The 21,593-nt window shown below is 45.0% G+C and carries 19 protein-coding genes and 2 riboswitches; of the genes, 10 read left to right on the plus strand and 9 right to left on the minus strand.

Features of this window, described 5'->3' with window-relative positions; translation table 11 throughout:
• The first annotated feature begins 13 nt into the window (after positions 1-13).
• Positions 14-802, plus strand: coding sequence for a CPBP family intramembrane glutamic endopeptidase (locus tag GYK50_RS04825; protein ID WP_071001889.1), 789 nt, complete (start codon positions 14-16; stop codon positions 800-802).
• Between the two features lie 66 nt (positions 803-868).
• On the opposite strand, the gene dusA is transcribed toward GYK50_RS04825, so the two are convergent.
• The 3 genes from dusA to GYK50_RS04840 form a co-directional block, all read right to left on the minus strand.
• Positions 869-1,852, minus strand: a complete 984-nt coding sequence (gene dusA / locus GYK50_RS04830) for a tRNA dihydrouridine(20/20a) synthase DusA (protein ID WP_212564368.1) — start codon at positions 1,850-1,852, stop codon at positions 869-871.
• Between the two features lie 109 nt (positions 1,853-1,961).
• Positions 1,962-3,266 (minus strand): MFS transporter, encoded by a 1,305-nt coding sequence (locus tag GYK50_RS04835; protein WP_212564369.1) that lies wholly within the window; start codon positions 3,264-3,266, stop codon positions 1,962-1,964.
• Between the two features lie 222 nt (positions 3,267-3,488).
• Complete coding sequence (locus tag GYK50_RS04840; RefSeq protein WP_071001886.1) at positions 3,489-5,132, minus strand: phospholipase D family protein; 1,644 nt, start codon at positions 5,130-5,132, stop codon at positions 3,489-3,491.
• 437 nt (positions 5,133-5,569) lie between these two features.
• Between GYK50_RS04840 and GYK50_RS04845 the strand changes: the two genes are divergently transcribed.
• The 4 genes from GYK50_RS04845 to GYK50_RS04860 all read left to right on the plus strand — a co-directional run bounded on the left by GYK50_RS04845 (position 5,570) and on the right by GYK50_RS04860 (position 9,473).
• Positions 5,570-6,862 carry an O-succinylhomoserine sulfhydrylase gene (locus GYK50_RS04845; protein ID WP_071001885.1) on the plus strand — a complete coding sequence of 431 codons (1,293 nt, stop codon included), beginning with the start codon at positions 5,570-5,572 and terminating at the stop codon, positions 6,860-6,862.
• An 80-nt stretch (positions 6,863-6,942) separates the two neighbouring features.
• Positions 6,943-7,272 (plus strand): YbaB/EbfC family nucleoid-associated protein, encoded by a 330-nt coding sequence (locus GYK50_RS04850; protein ID WP_025651278.1) that lies wholly within the window; start codon positions 6,943-6,945, stop codon positions 7,270-7,272.
• A 118-nt stretch (positions 7,273-7,390) separates the two neighbouring features.
• Positions 7,391-7,984: a recombination mediator RecR gene (recR, locus tag GYK50_RS04855; protein ID WP_071001884.1), complete on the plus strand. Its 594-nt coding sequence runs from the start codon at positions 7,391-7,393 to the stop codon at positions 7,982-7,984.
• Between the two features lie 136 nt (positions 7,985-8,120).
• Positions 8,121-9,473, plus strand: a complete 1,353-nt coding sequence (locus GYK50_RS04860) for a ribonuclease D (protein ID WP_227674254.1) — start codon at positions 8,121-8,123, stop codon at positions 9,471-9,473.
• Here the strand turns inward: GYK50_RS04860 and GYK50_RS04865 are convergent.
• Together GYK50_RS04865 and GYK50_RS04870 are read right to left on the minus strand one after the other, a co-directional pair.
• Positions 9,466-9,624, minus strand: a complete 159-nt coding sequence (locus GYK50_RS04865) for a hypothetical protein (RefSeq protein ID WP_156770969.1) — start codon at positions 9,622-9,624, stop codon at positions 9,466-9,468. The genes GYK50_RS04860 and GYK50_RS04865 overlap by 8 nt on opposite strands.
• A 54-nt stretch (positions 9,625-9,678) precedes the next feature.
• On the minus strand, positions 9,679-10,383 hold the full coding sequence (locus GYK50_RS04870) for a lipase family alpha/beta hydrolase (RefSeq protein ID WP_227674255.1): 705 nt from the start codon (positions 10,381-10,383) through the stop codon (positions 9,679-9,681).
• Positions 10,384-10,732: 349 nt separating this feature from the next.
• On the opposite strand from GYK50_RS04870, the gene GYK50_RS04875 reads away from it, so the two are divergent.
• Positions 10,733-11,116, plus strand: coding sequence for a hypothetical protein (locus tag GYK50_RS04875; protein WP_093068134.1), 384 nt, complete (start codon positions 10,733-10,735; stop codon positions 11,114-11,116).
• A 113-nt stretch (positions 11,117-11,229) separates the two neighbouring features.
• On the opposite strand, the gene gcvP is transcribed toward GYK50_RS04875, so the two are convergent.
• The 4 genes from gcvP to gcvT form a co-directional block, all read right to left on the minus strand.
• On the minus strand, positions 11,230-14,127 hold the full coding sequence (gene gcvP / locus GYK50_RS04880; protein ID WP_093068138.1) for an aminomethyl-transferring glycine dehydrogenase: 2,898 nt from the start codon (positions 14,125-14,127) through the stop codon (positions 11,230-11,232).
• A gap of 85 nt (positions 14,128-14,212) precedes the next feature.
• Positions 14,213-14,971, minus strand: a complete 759-nt coding sequence (locus tag GYK50_RS04885) for a nitroreductase family protein (RefSeq protein ID WP_212564370.1) — start codon at positions 14,969-14,971, stop codon at positions 14,213-14,215.
• 311 nt (positions 14,972-15,282) lie between these two features.
• Positions 15,283-15,663: a glycine cleavage system protein GcvH gene (gcvH, locus tag GYK50_RS04890; protein WP_071001880.1), complete on the minus strand. Its 381-nt coding sequence runs from the start codon at positions 15,661-15,663 to the stop codon at positions 15,283-15,285.
• Between the two features lie 117 nt (positions 15,664-15,780).
• Positions 15,781-16,962 (minus strand): glycine cleavage system aminomethyltransferase GcvT, encoded by a 1,182-nt coding sequence (gene gcvT / locus GYK50_RS04895; RefSeq protein ID WP_071001879.1) that lies wholly within the window; start codon positions 16,960-16,962, stop codon positions 15,781-15,783.
• A gap of 165 nt (positions 16,963-17,127) precedes the next feature.
• Positions 17,128-17,272: riboswitch (glycine riboswitch) on the minus strand.
• 66 nt (positions 17,273-17,338) lie between these two features.
• Positions 17,339-17,477: riboswitch (glycine riboswitch) on the minus strand.
• Positions 17,478-17,737: 260 nt separating this feature from the next.
• On the opposite strand from gcvT, the gene GYK50_RS04900 reads away from it, so the two are divergent.
• From GYK50_RS04900 to GYK50_RS04915, 4 genes are all read left to right on the plus strand, one after another.
• Positions 17,738-18,058 carry a YcgL domain-containing protein gene (locus GYK50_RS04900; protein ID WP_071001878.1) on the plus strand — a complete coding sequence of 107 codons (321 nt, stop codon included), beginning with the start codon at positions 17,738-17,740 and terminating at the stop codon, positions 18,056-18,058.
• 276 nt (positions 18,059-18,334) lie between these two features.
• Positions 18,335-19,003 carry a hypothetical protein gene (locus tag GYK50_RS04905; RefSeq protein ID WP_227674256.1) on the plus strand — a complete coding sequence of 223 codons (669 nt, stop codon included), beginning with the start codon at positions 18,335-18,337 and terminating at the stop codon, positions 19,001-19,003.
• Positions 19,004-19,311: 308 nt separating this feature from the next.
• Complete coding sequence (locus GYK50_RS04910) at positions 19,312-20,160, plus strand: AAA family ATPase (protein WP_420070476.1); 849 nt, start codon at positions 19,312-19,314, stop codon at positions 20,158-20,160.
• A 57-nt stretch (positions 20,161-20,217) separates the two neighbouring features.
• On the plus strand, positions 20,218-21,441 hold the full coding sequence (locus GYK50_RS04915) for a vWA domain-containing protein (protein ID WP_071001876.1): 1,224 nt from the start codon (positions 20,218-20,220) through the stop codon (positions 21,439-21,441).
• Positions 21,442-21,593: the final 152 nt, after the last annotated feature.

A 21,593-nucleotide genomic window follows, 5' to 3' on the forward strand; every position in this document is an offset into this window, starting at 1 on the left:
AAGTGACATATATATGCCAAAAAACGTGACAGCTTTACCGGATATCGCAACCTCGTCTGAGCGTCCGCCATTATTTTCACGCGTTGGTACATTTATGCTGACGGTAGGGATGGTGCTTGCGTTTTTTATCAGTCAATTGGTAGGCGTCTATATCGCTGGCAAGCTGGTATTACCTGCGACCAAAAATGCTTCGATGGGCGATATCTTCTTTTTTGGCAGTAACGATGGAACAGTCGTGAGCTTATCAATACTCATAGGCTGTGTGCTGCTGATGACAACCAGTGTTCTCATTATTCGTATAAAAGGCGGGGAATGGCGACAGTATTTAGCATTAAAGCCGTTTTCATTTACGGTAGGTATGGGCATGCTAGGATTGCTGTTGATATTTATGATAGTCAGTCAGGCGCTGACTTATATGCTGGATATGACGCCGCTGGTATTTGTCGACCCTCTATATCAGTCTGTTAGTTCAGTGTGGCTGCTGGTCTTTGCAATGGTCGTCGTTGCACCTATTTACGAAGAAGTGATCTTTCGTGGCATATTATGGTCAGCCATCAAAGAGCAGTTCACCGCACCGTCATACTCTGTGCAGCACGGTGCGATAGTAGCAAGTATCGTGACCAGTTTGATATTTGCCACTATCCATGTGCAGTATGGCATTTATGAAATCAGTACTATTGTGGTTTTGGCATTCATATTTTGTTATGCACGTATCAAGTCAGGGTCGCTATTACTGCCAATCGTACTACATATCGTTAATAATGGCGCAGCAATGTGGCAGTATCTTGCGCAAGCGGCGTAGATAACATGCTAGCCACGACAATGGCTAGCATGTGAATTCTATCAAGCCAGTTATATCAGCATTTAGCTATGCGTCAGGATTTAACAATAATACTTCATCGGCTGCTCGTTTAATGTCATCGAGCGTGAGCTGAGGTTTGCCGCTCAATGCTTGCCGCCATTTGCGTGCACCCATCAATCCTTGAAACAATCCTAGATAATGCCGTGTCATCGTGGGTAGTGCTTCGCCTTTGGCGATTTGTTCTTGTAGATAAGGGTAGAGCTGCTCTAAAATCTCTGAGCGCTTAGGTATTGTTTCGGGTGCTGCCTCGTTCCATAAGCTATTGGCTTCTGCTAATAGATACGGATTGTGATAAAACGCCCGACCAATCATCACGCCATCGATATGTTGCAAATGCATTTTTATGTCTTCAATGGTATCAATACCGCCATTGATCTCAATATCAAGCTCAGGAAAGTCTTGTTTTAGACGATAGACATCCTCGTAGCGTAGCGGTGGTATCTCGCGGTTTTGCTTAGGACTCAGCCCTTGTAGCCACGCGGTACGTGCATGAACGATAAAACGCGTACAGCCAGCAGCCGCAACGGTCTGCACAAAATCCATCATAAACTCGTAACTGTCAAAATCATCGATACCGATACGGTGTTTGACCGTCACGGGGATATCGACTGCAGCTTGCATGTGCTTGACCAAGTCAGCCACCGTTTTTGGCTCTGCCATTAGACAGGCACCTATCTTGTTGTGTTGCACACGATCAGAAGGGCAACCAACATTGATATTGACTTCATCATAGCCGTATTGCTGAGCAAATTCGGCGCATTGTGTCATCTCACTAATATCTGCTCCGCCAAGCTGCAATACCAGTGGATGCTCAAGTGTGTCAAAGCGTAGGTGCCGTGCGCGGTTACCGTGTATCAATGCACCGGTGCTAATCATTTCGGTATACAGGTACGTGTGCGGGTTAAATAGTCGCGCAAAGTAACGATAGTCTGTCGTTGTCCAATCAATCATTGGCGCAACGGAGAGGCGTTTGTTGGTCATATCAACCATGGTTATCAAGCCTTAATATCTGTGTCTTAAACAAATGGATAAGGTGCAATGAGATATCTCATTGCACCTTAGTTTTAAACATCGTTCGAATTAGTGACTGATCTATTATTTATAAAATAACATGATCAATCTTTTTGAATTCAGGCAAATTATAGAAATAAAGCCCCATAATAATACCGATAGAGCCCACAAAGGCAATATATAGCGCTGGCGAGAAACTGATGAGTGTCGTGGCGTAACCAAGACCAAAAGGTATCAGCACACCCACGATACCGTAGGTAATATTATAACAAAAAGAAATGCCGGTGAGACGTACATTGGTCGGAAATAGCTGCACTAAAATGGCAGGGATCATGCCCACGATACCGGCACAGAACCCTAGCAATACATACATGATTAAGATATAGTCGCCACCCGCCTGCAGATGATAAAAGAACGCCAGTGTTTGAGCGATAAGTAAAACAGAACCAATGACCAAAATTTTACCAAAGTTCTCATGGGTCGAGATCATGCCATAAAAGACACAGCCAAGAACCATAAATACGATCCCCAAGCTATGAGAAAAGCTAAACAAATCACTGTCTAAAGTAAAGTTGATTTCTATTAGTTCTGGCAGTAGTAGGACAATGACAGAGATGATACTAGATATCACTATAGTCAGTACCATACTGACAAAGATAGAGTGTTTGCAGCGCTTGAATAATACCGTAAATGGTCTACCTAGATTCTTACCAGTTTTTGGCTTATCTAACGCCAAGAAAAACGGAGTCTCTTTAATCAATCGCCATACCAACAATGGCAGACAGGTTAGTAAGGCGCCAACAAAAAACGGCAAACGCCAGCCATAATCAGTCAGCTGTACGGTGGTCATAAAGTCAGTCAGCCACAGAAAAAACGCATTAGAGAACAGTACACCTACCAAAAAGCTAGCCGTAACGTAGCTACAAGCCACTGACAAATACTGCCGAGGCACATGCTCCGCCACAAATACCCAAGATAGCGGTACGTAAAGACCAAATGCCATACCTTGTATGATTCTCAGCAATATGAATAACGCAGGTGCAAGCGCACCCCACTGCGCATAAGTAGGTAGACACGCCATTGCGAGCAAGCTACCTGCCGTAACGATTATGCTCAGAAAAAAGGTCGGCTTTCGACCTTTGAGATCACCATAACGCCCGAACAGAATACCACCAAATGGCCGAGCCAAGTAACCAATGACAAACAGCCCCATTCCTTGCAGCTTAGCAACTGTAGGATCGTTATTAGCGGGAAAAATAGCAGCTGAGACAATGTCTGCAATGTACAAATAAATCAAGAAATCAAAAAAGATTACAGCGCTGATAAAGCTTACGAATATGACTGTATTTTTGTCTTTTTTAGACATCAGGGCGTATTGAGAACGAGTCGGCATAATAGATCACGCATCCACGGAGTAAAGTGGTCATTAAGACGATCATCGTTTAGATAATCGGCCATGATAAAAACCGGCAAATCAAAGTATATAAACAATGATTCGCCGGAACAGTAATTTTGTGTATGGTAATAAGAACTTTGATTACAGGATTTGGCTTTTAACAAAAGCAAAACTGCACATCCTGCAATTTTAGGGACTATTTAGAAAAGAGTTTACATATTACAGTAGCCAGTCAATGGGTAACCAAGACATAATAGTAAGCCAGATATGATCACTCATATCGACCCGTGGCTCTGACTCGTAAACGACTTCTTTGCCATCTTCCATGGTGTGCCACTCCAAGCTACCGTTGTCTAGCAGCTTAACTTCATAAGCTTGGTTTAGTAAATCATCACTCAGCGCCCCGTGCAGCTGTCTTGCCAACTCATCATCATTGATGATGACGCCCATCTCAGTATTGATATTGGCAGAGCGAGGGTCAACGTTGTAGGAACCGATAAACACTTGATAGTCGTCTACCGCAAACGTTTTTGCATGTAGGCTGGTTGATGACTGACTGCGTGCACGCCAGAGTTTATTGTCACGTTTTTCTTCAGCTGCCGTTGATTTTAGCTCGTATATTTTTACGCCTGACCGCAGCAGGCTAGGGCGCCATTGACTATAACCAGAATGAACAGCGGTCACGTCGGTCGCATCAAATGAGTTGGTTAATATTTTGATATCAACGCCAGATTTGGCGAGCTTCACCAAAGTATCGACCCCATCTTTGGTCGGGACAAAATAAGACGAGATGATGGTCAGTTTTTTGGTTGGGCTACCGAGTAACGTACGCAGTTGATGCACCAAGTTGGTCTCAGATGAGACGCTTTTGGACAGCTTGCCAACATCGTCACTCAAAAACTGCATGTCTGTCCAACGAAATGGTACACGCTTGTTGATCAGATCAGTGTCTATCGTCGAGTCTTTGATGGCGGCTTTATAAACCGTCAAGCTACTGCCTTCGTTATTTTCCTCATCTATACCCAGCTTGTCTAATGCCTTCAAAAAATCAGGCGTGACGTCATCGTCGAACTTGGCTAAAGTTTCGATGTCAAACGACAGTGGCGATGACCAGTAACTGGCAAAGCTATTATCAATGTCTGCGACGACTTTACCAATCAGTAAAACATCCAAATCCGCAAACTGGCTGCTTTGATCGTTACTCATGTACTCATTACCGATATTACGTCCGCCGATAACGGTAATCTGTTTATCAAACGTCATGCTTTTATTGTGCATACGGCGATTGATACGCGGCAAACCTGTGACGTAGTTCAATGTTGAAAACTTACGGTGCATTAATGGGTTGATGATACGCACCGCGATATTAGGGTGGCTCGCAAAACGTAATAGGTGCTGATCAAACTTTGCACTGTTATTAAAATCATCCAACAACAAACGCACGATCACACCGCGCTCAGCCGCTTCCCACAAGTCTTTTAATAGCAGTTGGCCAGCCTGATCATTATGCCAAATATAATACTGCGCATCGATATTGCGCGTGGCCATACCTGTTAAGATACTACGGGCGGCAAACGCATTTGCCCCAGTGACGATCGGATGATAGCCTGACAGATCAGGATGAATCTCATTTTGTGCTGTGATGGCGGTCACTAGATCAGTATTGTTGGTTGTAGTCGCTGTATTTTGCTCAATCTTTGGGCTGTCTTCTTGTTGGTATAAAGCATTGACTCGCGCTGATAACGCTTGGCTCTCAGGTAGATGTGGCTGTTTGGGTAGGCTCTGGCAAGCGCTCAGACCTAAAGTCAGCCCAAGTGTCAGACTCAACGATAAGCTGCTTGGTTCTATACTGAACATCGACATAACGAATTTACCTTGATGAGCCTAAATATACTGATAAATAAAATGCATGGATAAGTAATTTACTGAAATTGTTCATCTATTTTTAAGGATGATAGCATTGATTGGACGGTCTATAAAAATATCACCAACGCCAAAATTCAAATCGTCGCTAAGCTTAGCAGCTGTTAGCATATCTGCCTATTATAAATACGTTATTTTTGTTAGGTTTGACGATTGAGTTTATCGTGATTTATTGTCGGTTAAGCGGTTAAGTCTGCATAATGGCTGTCATATTGAACATCCAGTTATTTTAATAGGCAAAATTAATAATTAGAAGTTATCTGAAACCAGATGTGTGGAATAAGTCGGCATGTTATGATAACGCTGATGAATTTGCTTAATAATCAAAAAAATAAGCAGTCCTTTTATACCAACCAAAACAAAGCAACGGAACGTCTATGAGTCAGTCGCAAACGAAAGATGAGAATAATTTGAACCAAAAAAACTCAAACGATGGGTTAGATCCAAACTGGCGTAACGATGCCTTAGATTTAGGATTAGATTACGGTATGCAAACTATCGCCGTGCGCGCAGGTCAGCATCGTACCGATGAGGGCGAGCATTCAGAGCCGATTTTTACGACCAGCTCTTATGTTTATCAATCAGCCGCTGATGCTGCGGCACATTTTGACGGTACAAAGACAGGAAACGTTTACTCTCGTCATACCAACCCAAGCGTCCGTACTTTTGAGCGTCGTCTCGCCGCGCTAGAAAACGGTGAACGTGCGGTTGCAACGGCCTCTGGTATGGGTGCAATCCTGACCATGTGCTTGGCATATCTAAAAGCGGGTGACCATCTGCTCGCTGCCAATCAGTTATTTGGCTCGTCTATTGGGCTGTTTAATAACTATATGGCCAAGTTTGGCGTTGAAGTTAGCTATGTTGATTGCTTTGACAATGAGGCATGGGCCAATGCCGTTCAACCAAACACCAAAGTGATCTATTGTGAAAGCCCAAGTAATCCACTGGCGCAGATTTGCGATATCGGTTATTTGAGCACGCTTTGCAAAGCCAATGACATACTACTGGTCGTTGATAACTGCTTTGCCACGCCAGCATTGCAGCGCCCTCTAGATTTGGGTGCCGATGTCGTTATTCACTCTGCGACCAAGTACTTAGACGGTCAGGGCCGAGTACTTGGCGGGGCGTTGGTTGGTAGTGACAAACTCATGCAAGAAGCGTTTACCGTAGTGCGCTCAGGCGGTATCAGCATGAGCCCGTTTAATGCTTGGGTATTTACCAAGGGGCTTGAAACGCTAAAACTCCGAATGCAAGCGCATTGTAACAATGCCAATCAAGTCGCAGAATTTTTGGTCAATCATCCTAATGTCAGTACCGTACATTTCTCCGGCCTAAGTGACCATCCTGCACATGAGCTCGCCACACGCCAGCATCATATGAAAGACGGTTACGGTGCTATCATGGGTTTTGAAGTCAAAGCATCTGACAGCCGCGATACGAAAGAAGCGGCTTGGCATGTGATTGACTCGACTCAAATGGTCTCTATCACCAACAACTTGGGCGATGCAAAAACCACGATTACGCATCCTGCGACGACCACGCATTTTCGCCTAACCCCTGAGGCGCGTGCTGAAGCTGGCGTGAAAGACGGTCTGATTCGTCTATCAGTCGGTTTGGAAGATGTCGAAGATATTATCAAAGATTTGGCGCGTGGTTTAGACAGTTTGTAAAGATAGCGGTATAATGCCGTCAGTATTTTATTTTACACTTTAAAGTATCCCATTTATTATTATAAGACAAAGAGGCAGCTATGAACATTCAAGCATTGATGCAACAAGCACAAACGATGCAAAAGAAAGTAGAAGCAAACGTTGAAAATGCTAAGAAAGAGCTTGCGAACAAAGAAGTTCAAGCAGAAGCGGGCAGTGGTCTGGTTAAAGTCACCATGACTGGTCGCCATGTGGTCAAGCGTTTGACCATCGATCCAAGTCTGCTAGAAGATGAGCCAGATATGATCGAAGATCTTATCGCTGCCGCTATCAATGATGCGGTGCGTCAAGCGGATGAGCTATACGAAGAAACCATGGCTGGCGCGACCTCAGGTATGGGTCTGCCACCAGGTATGCAAGGTATGTTCTAAGCATTAAATACTTTAGACTGAACACAAAAATGGGGTTGTTATCGGCACGATACGACCCCATTTTTATAGCTACGATTTATAAATTTAGTTAAATAAAGTCAACTAAAGGAAAGCCACTTTGCTTACAGCCAAATTTGATCAGCTGGTCAAACAGCTGCGTATATTGCCAGGCGTCGGTCAAAAAAGTGCCCAACGAATGGCGCTACATTTGCTTAGTAAAAAACGTCCGCAAGGCATGGCGCTTGCCCAAGCACTAGATGAAGCCATGCGCGATATCGTTGAATGTCAGCGCTGTCATAGCTTTAGTGATGAAGCGGTGTGTCCTCTATGCCAAGACCCTAGACGTGATGATGGGCTGCTGTGTGTGGTCGAGACAGCAGCAGATGTGATGGCAATCGAGCAAACGGCAGGGTATCGTGGTCGCTATTTTGTGCTTGGCGGACACTTATCCCCGATTGATGGAATCAGTGCAGATGACTTAAATATTGATCAGCTGGTATGGCGAGTCAAACAAGAGCCTGTTGAAGAGATTATACTGGCAACAGGTACGACGGTTGAAGGCCAGACCACCGCACATTTTATTAGCGAGGCCGTCAGTCGTCATGTCAATAAAGTCACACGTTTGGCACAAGGGATACCGATGGGCGGCGAGCTTGAGTATCTAGATAGTATGACGCTGGGTCAAGCCATGCAAAACCGCTCTTTTTTATAAGGTTTTGCTGACATCAAAGTCTTACCCATTTCATTTCGTGAAATTGTTATAATTGCTTTATTATTGTTCTCCTTTTTCATTTTATTAAGACGCAGTATCGCGTTTTATTTTCTCCTATTTATGCAGGTATCTGCCCGTGTCCAACAACGTTTCAAACGCTTCAGTCAAATCAAACCCTTCAGTCAAATCAAACCCTTCTGAGATTACTGATAACTCATCACAAAAAGCAGCTAATACTGAGATGACATCAGTGGCGACACCTTCGGAATCAAATGATGATGCACTGGATGTTGATGCAATTGATATCGATGCACTGTTGGATGTCGCTGATGCTGTTGATGTCACATGGGTGCGTGAGCAGCACCAATTGGCTGAGGTGATCAATGCCTTGGCAACTTGTGGCCGCGTCGCACTAGATACTGAGTTTATCAAACGCGACACTTACTATCCGCGTTTGGCACTCGTACAGTTAAATACGGGTAATCACGTGTATTTACTAGATGCGCCTGAGTTGCAACTGTCTGAGCTGTGGGAGGCCTTGCGCCAAGTCGATGTGGCCATCTGGCATGCTTGCGGCGAAGATTTAGGCATTTTTTATCTGCTATCTGGTTGTCCACCATTGACCAATATTTTTGATACGCAAATTGCGTTGTCTTATTTAACCGGTCAATTACAAATGGGCTATCAGCAGGCATTGGCAGATCAGCTAGATATGCATATCGATAAAGAGCACAGTCAGTCTGATTGGCTCCAGCGCCCGTTGACAGACGAGCAAGAGCAATATGCCATCGATGATGTGCGTTATTTGCCAGCGCTGTATCTCAGTATCGAACATGCGCTTAAGGCACAAGGCCTATACGATTACGTCTGGGCGGATTGTCAGCTCTACGCCAGTGATTTGTATGACTTGCAGCACGTCGAAGATGAAGCGATGTATCTGACGATGGCAGATTATCGCTATAACTCACAGCAAATGGCGATACTCAAAGGGATTGCGACGTGGCGAGAAGAGCTGGCACGTGCGACCAATCAGCCGCGTACGTTTATCATCAAAAAGCAAGCGGTACGCGAGATCGTCACTGAAAAACCAAACAGCATGCGTGAGCTGGCGCACAAAACGACGATGCACCGTAGTATGCTGCGTCTCTATGGTGAAGAGCTGCTTAAGATAATAAGAAACGCCAAAAACCTACCACCTGCCGAGCATCCAGCTTGTCTTGTGCCGCCATATCGCTCAAAAAACAAAATCCTGTCAAAAGCAGTGCAGCAAGCGATTGATGATCACGCTAAGGCTATCGGCATGCCTAGCAGCGTTTTAATGCGCAAAAAATGGCTAGGACAGTTGTATGAAGTGATTGCTCTTGATAAAAATCTCAGCGAACTGCCACAAGGTCTCAAAGGTTGGCGCAATGACTGGGTCGTCCAGACGTTGATTCCAGTGATCAGCAAGCATAAAACTGAATTGCAGCAAGGGATGGGTATTAGATAGCAAATACAGCCAACTCAAAAAATTGATGCCTAATTTCACATTGCTTGTTTTTTAAATCAATTTTTTTTAAATCAATCAATGGCAGCATCAATTTTCTCTCTATCGATAAATGGCCGTTTTGACAATCTTGCTTATACTTTTGCTCGGTCATATCTATTCCATTATTCGCTGTCATCTAGAGCATTTTAGGTATTAAAAATATGCCCTAGCGTTCAAACTCACCATTTTCTAAAAAGTAAATCACTTGCCGAGCCACTTCTTTATCGACCAGCATGCCTGTATGGGTCACAGGCAGTACGATATGGTCGTTGGCGCAGTCAAGACGTGTTTCGCTGACGTAAACTGTACCATCATGAGCACAGTTTTCTGTGGCTGCTGATTCGCTTTCTTTATTCAGTTTGCGATTATGATATTGCAAAAAAGGTTGTCCTAAGCCGCGCGGTTTATCGCCTGCAATCACGCCTATATGAATATGTTCAGGACAGGACGTCGCTGTACCATCGAGCGCATCAGCATAAGATCGTCCTACAATTAAAGGGCTCAAACGCCATACGTAATCCGCGCAAACACTTCCCACATGCGGCGTGCCCAGCGTGACGCAGCGCCCAATTTGCCACTTGGGATAATTGGCCAAAAAATCACGAATAATCAATCCACCCAAGCTATGACCGACCAAATCTATTGGCTGATCAGGGTTGTGGTTGGCACTCAGCCACTCATGTAGTCGCTGGCTGTTGGTTTTGATACCGTCGCGCATGCTGCGATAGCTGTATTGATGGGTGGCAAAACCTTGCGCTTGTAAACGCTTCGCTAATGGACGCATCATCCAAGTCGTTTGATGCAAACCATGTATCAAAATCACAAGGTTTTTTCGTTTAGGCGCTTTTTGTGCCATGTCTTTTTGTTGCATAACAATATCCAAATGAGTAGCATTATAAGATTTTTTTATCGACGCTTGTTTATAAAAATGAGCGGATAGACAGACATCTTATATTAGCGCTTTAGGGGTAAGGGTTGTCAAATTATCTAAATTTTTAATTTCAATATTAGCTATTTTTTCGCTGTCAGGTTGTACTACTTATAGTGAATTCAGTATAAAAACGATACAGTGGGACTGGGATAAATTTTACGCAGCATCGAGCAGCGTAGGCACAGCACGAAAGGAGAATTTAGACCAGTTCCACCTTGATATATAATGTATCTGTTTTATTTAGGATTGACTATATAGAGTAGATAGAGCACTAATTGTTAAGGTGGAGATGCCAGAAATGATAGTAGTAAGCGAACCTATACCAGCTAAGACACCTCTACAAATTGCTACTTGGTCCCCAACTAAATATGATGGTCGATTTACAGCGATGACAGCGGGATATTTGACAGTTATTAATAACTATCTTGCTTTAACTAGAGATAATGAAGAAGTAATGACACAGGACAATACTCTTTTATTAGTATTAGCGAATACTTTCTTTTCGTGGGAGGCGGATAAAGAGATTATGTTATTTGAAGGTAAGTCCTATAAGGTCGGCGATGCGCTTTATCTTGGTGGTGCGGCGTTTACTTATCCCAATGCTAATATTACAGATCAGATAAAAGTGAACTGGATAGACTGTGGCTTGAATAAAGGATGGTTGGGCGGTTAAGTCTCATTGATAGTGTCAAAATTTAACAATGCATGCATAAAACAAAACCGCCAAATCAGCGACTGATTTGGCGGTTTTTTATAAAATAAACGAGCAGTTATCGAAAATGATCATTACATATAGTTTTCGATACTTGGGCAAGAACACATAAGGTTCTTGTCACCGTACGCATCATCGACGCGTGCCACACTTGGCCAGAACTTGTTTGCACGGATGTAAGGCAGTGGGAACGCAGCAGTCTCACGGCTGTATGGATGCGTCCATTCTTCATTAGTAATCATAGCAGCCGTATGCGGTGCATTGACCAATGGGTTGTCTTCTAGCGTCCAGTTGTCTTCGCCCGCTTTTGCTTTCATCGCTTCAGCTTTGATAGATTTCAGCGCACTGATAAAACGATCCAACTCCTCGACAGACTCAGACTCTGTGGGCTCAATCATCAGTGTGCCTGCGACTGGGAAGCTCATCGTTGGTGAGTGAAAACCGTAATCCATCAAGCGCTTAGCAATATCGCTTTCAGTGATGCCAGTCTCTTCTTTTAACGGACGAATATCGATGATACATTCGTGAGCCACGCGGCCGTTTTTACCTGTATATAATACAGGGTAGTGGTCTTTTAGCTGGGCGGCTACATAGTTAGCGTTTAGCAGGGCAAGCTCGGTTGCTTTTAGTAGGCCATCGCGGCCCATCATAGTGATATACATCCATGAGATAGGTAAGATGCTCGCTGAACCATAAGGCGCAGCCGATACCGCTGAGCAGTCTTTTTGCGCGTTATGCACAGGGCTTAGCGTATGGTTTGCCATGAATGGTGCCAAATGCGCCTTCATACCGATAGGACCCATACCTGGACCGCCGCCGCCATGCGGGATACAGAAGGTTTTGTGCAGGTTCATATGTAGTACATCAGCACCAACGTCTGCAGGCTGCATCATGCCTACCTGAGCATTCATGTTGGCGCCATCCATATAGACCTGACCACCGTGCTTGTGAGTCAAATCACAGATATGACGGATGCCTTCTTCAAACACGCCATGAGTCGATGGGTACGTGATCATTAAAGCGCCCAAACGCTCGCTGTGCTCTTCACACTTGGCGGTTAAATCCTCAATATCAACGTTGCCGTTTTCATCGGTTTTGACCACGACGACTTTCATACCCATCATCATGGCAGTAGCAGGGTTGGTACCGTGCGCTGACATTGGAATGAGGCACACATCGCGATCGGTTTCGCCCAATGACTCATGATAACGGCGAATCGCGAGCAGACCAGCATATTCACCAGAAGCGCCAGAGTTTGGCTGCATAGAGACATCATCAAAACCAGTGATGGCTTTTAATTGATCTTGTAAGCTATCGATCATCGCAATATAGCCTGTGACTTGGTCACGCGGTGCGAATGGATGCACATTGGCAAACTCAGGCCAAGTAATCGGTAGCATCTCACTGGTGGCATTCAACTTCATGGTGCAGCTGCCTAGTGAAATCATGCTGCGGTTCATCGCTAGATCTTTGTCTTCAAGCGACTTTAGGTAGCGTAGCATTTCATGCTCGGTATGATGCGAGTTGAATACTGGATGAGTCAAGATGTCATCCGTACGCAGGTGTGCGCTGTCAAGTGAGATGCGAGCGGTTTCAGGTAGATCGTGTGACTTGTTGACGAATAACTGAGTCAATACGCCAAAATCTTGCTGATCACTGGTTTCACTAAAGGCAACGCTCAATTTGGTGTCGCTTAGACGCCATAAGTTGTAGCCAACGTTGTCTGCATTTTTAAAGATTTGCGTAGCTAGCTTCTCTGAGCCGCAATCAACCACGACTGTATCGAAGAATTGATCGTGTACCACGCTTAAGCTGCTGTCATTCGCTGCTGTGATGGCATCAGCAAAGGCGGTGGCAAACGCATGGATACGAGTCGCAATACGCTTCACGCCACTTGGGCCATGATAGACGGCATACATACCAGCGAGATTGGCGAGCAATACCTGCGAAGTACAGATGTTTGAGTTGGCTTTTTCGCGGCGGATATGCTGCTCACGCGTCTGTAGCGCCATACGTAATGCGGTATTGCCTTGTGCGTCTTTAGATACGCCAATGATACGACCAGGTGCTGAGCGTTTTGCTTTATCAGAGAATGCAAAGTAAGCAGCATGTGGGCCACCAAAGCCCATTGGAATACCGAAACGCTGTGTGCTACCTAGTGCTACGTCCGCACCCATATCGGCTGGTGATTTTAATAACACCAAGCTCATGATATCACTGACGACACTGACGTAAGTCTTGTTTTCTTTTACGGCCGCGATGACGTCTGTTAAGTCTTTAACGTCGCCTTCTACGCCAACATACTGGAATAGCGCACCGAAATAGTCGCCTGATTTGGCCGTTTCAAAATCACCCACGACCACGTCCCAACCAAAGTATTTCGCACGAGTATTGATGACATCTAGCGTTTGTGGATAGACGCGCTCATCGACGAAGTACTGCGTTGACTTGCTTTTACTTACACGCTTTGACATCGCCATGGCTTCTGCTGCTGCCGTTGCTTCATCAAGCAGTGACGCACCAGCTAATTCAAGACCAGTCAAATCGATACAAACTTGTTGGAAGTTCAGCAATGCCTCCAAACGACCTTGAGCGATTTCTGCTTGGTAAGGGGTATAAGCGGTATACCAGCCTGGATTTTCAAGGACGTTACGCTGAATGACGGCAGGCATACGAACCGGAGAGTAGCCTTGACCGATATAGCTCTTATTGACGGTGATGTCATCTGCCATCGTGCGTAGTTTGGCAAGTGCCGCATGCTCACTCATTGCCACTGGCAAATCCAATTCTTTGTGCAAACGTACCGGCTCAGGCACAGTGTCATTGATAAAGCTTTGCATATCTTTATAACCAACAGCGCTGAGTAGGTCAGCTTGCTTGGTTTCGTTCGAACCTAAGTGGCGATAGACAAATTCAGCTTCGTTGAACAATCCTTGAAAGGTATCAAACGATGGGTTTTGAGAGATAGTCATGACAATCCTTGGTTAAGGGAGTAATAAACAAAATAGCAATTAAGAAAACATTGTGAGCAGTTAAGGAAACACTGTGAGCGGTACGTTATACGTAATGCACAAACTGTTTTTGGTCAAAGCGGAATTGGGTGTTGTAAACGCCATTGTCAGCACGCTCGCCTGCGCCAATCATCATAACGATATGATGGTCGTCGCTAAGATTGAGCAACGCTTTCATGGCAGGCTCATCAAAGCCGCCCATAGGACAGCTATCAAAACCATGAGCACGTAGTGCCAACATTAGGTTTTCGGCAGCAAGCGCGGTGTTATTGGTTGCCCAGTTTTTGGTATCCTCAAAGGTATAGTAAGGCGATTTGAGAGGGCCTTTGACGCGTCTGACCACTTGCGTGGCGCCCCATTTGGCAGCGGATATCACATTGGCAGGACCGCGCAAAAAGTCCAGCGTGACGACTTTGTTGTAGTAGTCTTTCACTTTCTTAGGGACTGGCTGATCAGGGTATTCGCGCAATATTTGCTGAGCATGCTCATGCCAGATGTCGGTGCGAGCAACGATAGCGATTAAGCGCGCCGATGTTTTTGCCGCGTTTTGGTTCATACAGTTTTTGATGGCGCGTTTGCGATTATCAGCATCATCGATAACATAAAACTCCCACGGCTGTAGGTTGCTAGAGTTTGGTGCTAGCATGGCCAAACGCAGACAGTCTGCCAGTACGTCGTCAGGGATGGGCGTGTCAGTAAAACGGCGCACGGAACGGCGTGATTCTACGATATCGCGAAAGGCTTGTAGCTGCGGTGTATGGTTTGGTGTGGCGATGGGGTCTTTATTATCGGTGTTGGTATTCATATTAGGATCCATGCTGAGAATTGGGTTATCAGTTTGCGTCGTTATTGATAGCACGTATTCATTGGAATTCGAAGAGGTGATCAATACGAGTCAATGAGATAACGCTTGAGAGCAATAACATCGGACGATAATGGTTTTTGGTGGTCTATATATAAAGCTGCTTTGTTATCAAAGGCGTCATCTATGAATCAACCTTGCTGATAAGAAAGGGGTATCAAATAGGAGATGTAGATACCCGCTTTTGCCAGTATCTACAAGTTTGGCTGCTATTTTGGTTTGGCTACTGTCTTTCTGCTATACAGAGGTGGTTATTATAATTCGCTTTCGTACTCGTCAGCGGTCATCAGTGCTTCATAGTCAGCGATGTTGTCAGGCTTCACTTTAAAGAACCAGCCTTCACCATATGGGTCAGAGTTGATGATTTCAGGATCATCTTCTAGTGCTTCGTTGATAGCGATGACTTCGCCTGAGATAGGCGCGTATACGTCAGAGGCGGCTTTTACTGATTCAACAACTGAGATTTCGTCGTCAACAGCGATAATATCGCCCACTTCTGGTAGCTCAACAAACACCACATCACCCAATAGGTCTTGAGCATGGTCAGTGATACCAACAGTGATCGTACCGTCGTCTTCTAGGCGCAGCCACTCGTGACTTGCAATATATTTTAGCTCTGCTGGGATGTTGCTCATGGTCTCTCTCCTAAATGATAGAGGTTAATTAACAAAAATAATGGAGGCTGGGCGTGTCGTCGTTTTTATCATTATGTCTAAAACGACAATGCGCTCTAATAATAAGATTTATAAGACCTACGAGTCAAACTGTTGCTTGCCGTTACGGACAAAAGGCAGCTTTAATACGCGTACATCGACGAATTTACCTTTGCCGCGTAGATCGACCTGTACGTGATCATCTTCTGATAAGCTGGCAGGCACGCGAGCAATCGCAATGGAGTTTTTTAGGCTAGGGGAGAATGTACCGCTGGTGATAAGGCCAGTTTGCTCATTGTTAGTGCCCTGATTGATAGTCACTGTCATGCCTTCACGCAATACGCCGCGCGTGGTCAATAGCAGACCTACTTGCTTCATAGCGGTGTTGTCTTCTTTTGCCTGCTTGCGTTTGCTGACCAAAGCGTCACGACCGACAAAGGCGCGATCGTCTTTTAGTGCAAGCGTCCAGCCCATATTGCACTCATAAGGGCTAACATTCTCATCCATGTCATGGCCATATAGGTTCATGCCCGCTTCCATACGCAAGGTATCACGTGCGCCAAGACCGGCAGGTTTGATGCCATTTGTTTTTAGCTGCTCAAAAAAAGCAGGGGCATCATCGGCATGCATAATGACTTCGACGCCATCTTCACCAGTATAGCCAGTACGAGCCACAAACCAATCGGTGCCTTCGATATCGGTCAAGTCAGCGCCAACGAAAGGTTTTAGCCCAGCTAAGGTATCTGCCCAGTTTGGTTTGGCTTGAGCCAGTTTCTCAATAGCATTTGGCCCTTGAACGGCGAGCATGGCAAGCTCAGGACGCTCGGTAATCGCAATATCAAAGCCTTCAGCGACTTTATTAAACTGTGCTAAGTCTTTGTCACGAGTGGCTGCATTGGAGACGATACGGTACTCAGTTTCCTCTGCATTCATCAGATAGACGATCAAATCATCGATGACGCCGCCTTGCTCATTGAGCATGCCAGAGTACAGCGCTTTACCAGCGGTAGTGAGTTTGTTGACATCATTTGCGAGTAGTTTTTGGAGCCATGCTTTAGTATCTGCGCCTTTGATATCTGTGACAACCATATGTGAGACATCAAACATACCGGCATCTGTCCGTACCGCGTCGTGCTCTTCGATTTGTGAACCGTAATGAATTGGCAATTCCCAACCAGAAAAATCGACCAATTTGCCCTCACTATCAAGATGAGACTGGTAAAAAGGGGTGCGCTTAGGGGTTTGGGTGTTGCTAGAGTCTTGAGAGTGGGTATCAGTCATAACAAATCCTTATGTGTACATCAGTCGTACTCGATAGAGTAGAGTGGTGTGCAACGTAAAAGTAGCGAGAAGCAATATTGCAAGGCGCAATATTACATCAAAGGGTGACACAGAAAGCAAAGATAAAGACGTAGGCCAAACAGACGCTGAACGTCGGTTTAAGCTAAAGCCCTATCTGTCCTGTGACCTGAGATTTTCAACACGCCTCATTTGTGAGCAATTATATAAAGCTCCAATGAATGATTGCGTATTTTCTCCCCTTCGGTGGGTAAGACGTCGTCCGTTCTTACCACTCTCCAGATTTGTTATGTCTGACGTTTGATAAAGTAGTGCGCTATGAGCGTGATGCTAGCAAACACTACCAAACAACAGTGACATGTGTTTTTCAGTCCTTTTACCTGAGCGATTGGCAGGGTGGATGCGCCTTCGGTGGTCGTATGGCAGTTGTCAGTTTGTATCACCAATAGGGTTTGATACAAAATCTGTGCCGACAGACTCTCTCCTGAAAAACGCTTTTATTATGAAAGGTTCAAAGCGCTTTTACAAGTCATCACCGCCATTAAAACAAATAAATTTGGCAAAAATGTGTGCTCATTAGGACATTTGCTCACCAAAGACGCTTAGCAAGATAGTGTTTTTTATCTCTATCAGCCGTTTTGAGAATCAATAAAATGATGTATGGGCGCAAAAATTACCATAGCAACACGCAAAGCGACTACTGGTGTTTGCCTGAAATATGCTAACCTACGACCATAGTTTCTGATAGGTGGTTTTTATGCATTGCGATATTTATAAATTTCCCAAACATGACGACATGTATGTATATATTGCGCGCCCTGAATATCCTGATGATACCGATGAGATCAAAGATTGGCTTGGCGTACTGCCAAAGGACTTTCGTGCAGGGTTGGGCCGTAGCCAGTTTGTCATGCATCTTGATTTGGCGGCGACGCCCACTCTGGCGCGTGTTGATAAAGAAGAAGTACTGGCAAAGCTAGCGTCCCAAGGTTATTTTGTGCAGATGCCACCGCAAGATGTCATGCGCCGCCAAGCAGAGCTACGCGCTCGTGAAGCGCAGGACAATATCTACGACTAGATACATTTTACCACTAGATAACATTGACGATTGGTACGCTTATTGATAAGACGGTTGTGGCAAGATGATTGAGAGAATGGTCTTTACAATGCCATGGACAAAACACTCATGACACATTTGGTCACATGCATTTGGGTAGAAAGTCGTGATAAACTGACACCCCATGACATCCACATAAAAAAATACAGATAGAAACGCACATGATGTGTGCATCGATACTGTATTTGATCTTATTTTGGTACGACAGAACGCACCATACACTGCTAGGCACATAACGTGTCAACGGTGATAAACGCAGGTAGTGAAACACGTATGGATTGGTTAAAAAATATTTTGCACAGCTTACCATTAGAATCTATTAGTGACATTCTCGGTGAGATTGCTATTTGGTGGGGCCAAATGGTGAAAGATGTACCGCCCGCCGATTTGCCAATGTATGCGTATCTTGGTGGTTCCATTTTGGTATTGGTGTTATGGTTGCTAGTCGCTCGCATATTGCCAAAACCACTGGGCGGTATGAGTTGGATGATACTGTTTGCAGTGTTATTGGCACCCGGCACAGCGCTTGGTGACTCTAGTGAAATTGCACCAGCCAGTATCAGCGTCGTCTACGCTGTTATGATGAAGGACTTTGCAGGCGCGATTGCCAATATGCTGCCAATATTGGTGGTACTGGTCATCGGTTTGTTTATCGGTTTTATGTGGCAGCTGATACGCGGCGCATTCGCATCGAGCTTGGACAAAGCCCGCAGCCGTACGGCAGAGGATACGCAAGCGACAATGCAACTGACGACCGGCAGTTATTTGGCAGAAGGTTCTACGTTGACTGAGCAGTCTGATGATACGGCCCTAGCCGCTAAGCCTGAGAGCAGTAATACTAAAAGTCATGTTGACTTAAAAAAACAGAATGGCTTGTCTAAGAATACTGATGCTGACAATCGCTAAAACGCTGAAGTCTGTTTGTACGGTGTAATAAATAAGCAGGCGAGCCAGTAAAGTAATCGAGTAATGATAAAAAAAGACACCCATGCGTGTCTTTTTTTATGCCAAATCGTCTGGCAACCTTATGAATTATTGAGAATTATGAGAGGCACCCAACCATTGCTCACAAAGGCGAACGCATGAGTATTTTGGCAATGCCTCAGGCTGTGCTAATCTAATTTATCTTTTATTCATTATCAAATTTTTAGTTCTACTTATTTATAACCATATATTCATAACAATTTATCTATAACAACAATCGAGACCTGATTATGAACAAGCAAACCTTTACCGGCACTCAAAATTATATCGCCACAGACGATTTACAACTGGCAGTGAATGCGGCCATGACATTACAAAAGCCGCTCCTTATCAAAGGTGAACCTGGTACGGGCAAAACCTTACTTGCCGAAGAGGTTGCTGAGAGTCTAGGGATGCCACTGATTACGTGGCACATCAAGTCGACGACTAAAGCCGAGCAGGGTTTATACGAGTACGATGCGGTATCGCGCCTACGTGACTCGCAGTTGGGTGATGACAAGGTTTATGAGATTGGCAATTACATCAAGCCGGGCAAGCTGTGGGATGCCTTCACTAGCACCGAGCGCAGCGTACTACTAATCGATGAGATCGATAAAGCCGATATCGAGTTCCCTAATGACTTGCTGCATGAGCTCGATAAGATGTCGTTTTATGTGTATGAGACGGGCGAGACCATTACCGCCGCGCAGCGTCCAGTAGTAATCATTACATCAAACAATGAAAAAGAGCTGCCCGATGCGTTTTTGCGTCGTTGCTTCTTCCATTACATCGACTTTCCAGAAGAGCAAACCATGCGCCAAATCATAGAGGTGCATTTCCCCGATATTCAGGAAAAATTGATCAACGACGCGTTGGATATATTCTACAAGCTGCGCAATATCCAAGGCCTTAAAAAACCACCATCAACGTCTGAATTGGTCGATTGGTTGACGTTATTGCTCGCTGATGACATGGCGCAGGATGAGTTAGAAGAAAACTTACGCGGCGAAAAATCCATTCCGCCATTATACGGTGCATTGCTGAAAAACGAAGCCGATGTGAATTTACTACAGCGTTTTGCCAATATGATGCGTCGTTAAGCGCGTCTAAGTGTTCAGTGCTTTTTTTGTTTTACGTCAATCAGTGGTGCGTCTCTTATGTTCATAAAACTATTCTATACCTTGCGGACTTACGGCGTACCAGTCAGTACGCGTGAGCTGCTTGATCTTAATGCCGCGTTAGATAAGGGCCTGATGATGCAGCCGCATCCTGAAGATCCAGCACTGGCGACTTTTGCGAGCCGTGAGGATATGTATCGGCTGATTCGGCTGTGCATGGTCAAAGACGAGCGCCATTTTGATAAATTTGATCGGGCAATGGCAGACTATTTTGAAGGGGTGGATAGCCTTGATATGGATGCGCTGTTGGCTAAGCTGACCGATGTGCCTAAAGAATGGCTCGATCTAAAGCTCGATCCAAAAAACTTAACCGAAGAGCAAAGACGCCTGCTCAAAAAATACGGCTCGCTTGAGGAGCTGATGAAAGCGTTAGAGGAGCGGTTACAAGAGCAAAAAGAGCGTCACCAAGGTGGTAGTAAATGGGTGGGGACAGGTGGCACCTCGCCATTTGGTGCTTATGGCGACCATCCAGAAGGGGTGCGCGTCGGCGGTGAATCGCGTAAACGTAGCGCGGCGAAAGTCTGGGAGCAGCGTAAATATCGCAATCTTGATGATGATAATCAACTTGGTACCCGCCAAATCCAAATGGCACTACGCAACCTACGTCAGTTTGCGCGCACAGGCAGCGCTGACGAGCTCGATATTCATGAGACCATTAAACGTACTGCCAAAAAGGGCGTGCTTGACATACATATGCAAGCCGAGCGCCGCAACCGTGTCAAAGTATTAATGCTATTTGACGTAGGCGGTAGTATGGATATCCATGTTGAAGCACTTGAGAAATTGTTCTCTGCGGCAAAGAATGAATTTAAAACATTAGAGTTCTTTTATTTTCATAACTGCCTATATGACTATGTATGGAAAGACAATAATCGTCGCCATAGCGCACTGATGCCAACGTTTGAGCTACTCAATAAATATGGGCGCGAGTATCGCGTCATCTTCGTCGGTGATGCATCGATGTCGCCCTATGAGCTGATGACCGTGGGCGGTAGTGTCGAGTATATGAACAATGAAGCCGGTATTGTATGGCTAAGGCGTGTACTTGATCATTTTGATAAAGTGGCGTGGCTCAATCCTGAAACCCCAAGCTATTGGCAGTACACGCAAACCATCGTTGAGATCAAAAAGCTATTCGAAGATAAGATGTATCCGATGACCTTGCATGGTGTTGAGGAAATGACCCAGTACATGGCGCGGTAGTATTAGTCTACATTGGACGAGTAATATGAAAAAAGCACTTAAGACGATGTGATCGTTTTAAGTGCTTTTTTATGTTAATTTAAATGCTTTTTTATGTTAAGTAGTGCCAATTTTGAGAAGGCATATTAGTGACAAATGCTATGGTGACGATA

Source organism: Psychrobacter pacificensis (assembly GCF_018336615.1).
In the GTDB taxonomy this organism is placed as follows: Bacteria; Pseudomonadota; Gammaproteobacteria; order Pseudomonadales; family Moraxellaceae; genus Psychrobacter; species Psychrobacter pacificensis.